This window comes from Chloroflexota bacterium, from assembly GCA_018648225.1.
GTDB lineage: Bacteria > Chloroflexota > Anaerolineae > Anaerolineales > UBA11858 > NIOZ-UU35.
Window position 1 is genome coordinate 1 of record JABGRQ010000011.1, and the last position, 2282, is coordinate 2282.

The 2282-nt window shown below is 48.7% G+C and carries 2 protein-coding genes; both read right to left on the bottom strand.

Annotation, left to right across the window (positions count from 1 at the left end):
• Positions 1 to 236 (bottom strand): response regulator (locus tag HN413_00110; protein MBT3388790.1); only part of this gene is annotated, 236 nt, incomplete at its 3' end.
• A gap of 9 nt (positions 237 to 245) precedes the next feature.
• Complete coding sequence (locus tag HN413_00115; protein ID MBT3388791.1) at positions 246 to 2225, bottom strand: PAS domain S-box protein; 1980 nt, start codon at positions 2223 to 2225, stop codon at positions 246 to 248.
• Positions 2226 to 2282: the final 57 nt, after the last annotated feature.

Sequence of the window (2282 nt, forward strand, 5' to 3'; positions counted from 1 at the left end):
TGACAAAGCACATCGTGCCCGTTGATACCCGGCATTTTCAGATCCAGTAATACCAGATCAGGTAAGGGATATCGCTCGCGATCTTCATATTTACCAACCCCAAAAAGATAATCTAGCGCCTCGCGCCCATTACGCGCCACATGGATCGCAGCTTCCGGTAAAATCTGACCGAACGCATCCAGTGTCAGCACAATATCCATTTCATTGTCTTCAACCAGCAAAATAGCATTTGTCATGATAAGCTCTTATTCATCATTCACTTGAGGCAGTTTTATCCGAAATGTGCTGCCCTCATTTACTTTGGATTCAAGGCCAATCTCACCATTCATTAGTAAGGCAGCTTTTTTCACCAACGCCAACCCAATTCCCGTTCCGCTGACGTCGCCCTGGCTATGGAGACGTTGAAACATATCGAAGGCTTTTTCGTGATAATCGGAAGGAATCCCCTGACCATTATCACGCACCTCAATCGTCACAAACCCTTCATCGAGTTTAAAGCTCAGCCATATTTCCGGGGCTATTTCTGGTCGGCGATACTTGATGGCGTTATCCATCAGGTTCAGAAATATTTGATACACCAGCGTTCGATCACCCAATAGCGGCGGCCAATCATCCGGGGCGTGAATCACAGCTTCATTGTCGCGAATGGCTGCCATCAGATCAGACTGGACACCCGTCAGTATTTCGCTGCAATCCAGGGGAATCCAGCGCACGGCCTGACGGCCCATACGGGAATACGCCAGCAAATCTTCAATCAGACGTCCCATTTGCTCGCCGGATTGCACCACATAATCGAGATATTTTTGACCTTGCTCATCCAGGTTTGAACGGTGGCGCGTGGCTAAAATATGCGCAAACCCACTGATGCTTCGTAACGGCGCGCGCAAGTCGTGTGAAACCGAATAGGCAAAAGATTCCAGTTCGCGATTGGCTTCCACCAACTGTGCTGCGGTTGCATTCGACTGCGTGATAGCCGTTTGAAGGTCGCCCATCAGATTGATCATCCCGCGGTTCAGGCTGTCACTCTCGGCGATTCTTTGCTGCAATTCATGCGTGCGTTGCTCTACTAATTTTTCCAGATGATCTTGATCTCGCAATAAATCGTTTTGGGCTTCTTTTTGGCGGGTAATATCGCGCATAATCACAAGATAAACGCTCTCTTCTTGAAAATAAATCTGGGAAATGCATAATTCGACGGGGATAATACGGCCATCCCGATGAACATTCAGCGATTCAAAGACAGAATTCCCATGACGCGCAAATTCGCCGCGCACAATTGCGCCTGCTGCTTCTTTAACTGTGGGAGCTTGCAAATCAGTTACCGTCATTTTTAGTAATTCAGCGCGCGTATACCCCACAACTTCGCACATACGCGCGTTGACATCTAAAAATTCATCCCGTTCATTCACGAGCTGGATGGCCTCGCCCGCGTTCTCAAAAAGCGTGCGGTATAAGGCCCAGTTTTCTTCCAGGGCCAATTTGACCTGACGCTGCCGAATCGCTTCTGCAAGAATATTCGCCACAGAAACAAGAAAATTAATTTCAAATTCGCTATAGTTTCGCGCCTGCTTGCTGTGCACGCCCAATATGCCATATGGGGTCGTTTCATCCCCAATCCGCACACTCACACCGCTGACCACATCATGCTCAAGCAAAACTGATGGCGCACTAAAACGCGTTTCCTGAGCAAAATCGTTAACTACAACGGGATGACCAACCAACGAGGTATACCCTGCTTGCGAATTCGTATCAATTGGCATCCTGGTTTCACCCACCCAACCCAATTTCCACCCCACACCAGATACCAGAAACAGGTTCTCCTTATCAGGGAGCAGCGTTAATACCTTGCAAAAATCTACCCCCAGGGCATTCGCCACCACCGAAACCACTTCATCATACAGGGTTTCCGCCCCCACATCCCGCAGCGCAAATTGCCCCAGCGCGGCCAAAGCTTCTTGCAAGCCGACATTCCAGCGCAAATCGGCTTCTGCCTTGACGCTGTCTGAAATATCCAGCAGACTGCCTTCGTAGAATTTGACTACTCCCTCTTCATCAACAATCTGGTAGGCATATTCCCGAACCCAAATTGCTGCGCCGTTTTTTCGACAAAGCTGAAACTCAACATTGGCAAGCACCCCATCCTTCAGCAAAAGCCCGCGATACAAGGTCCGATCCGCAGTATCAACATACAAATCATCGACACTCACCGCGAGTAACTCTTCCATACTATCATTTGGACTTTGGACAAAAGTAAGAGGAACTGCGGCAAAATAGGTGCATGA

What these genes read in the sequence shown, in the direction of transcription:
- HN413_00115 (MBT3388791.1), bottom strand. Translation starts at nt 2,225, where the DNA reads ATGGAAGAGTTACTCGCGGTGAGTGTCGATGATTTGTATGTTGATACT.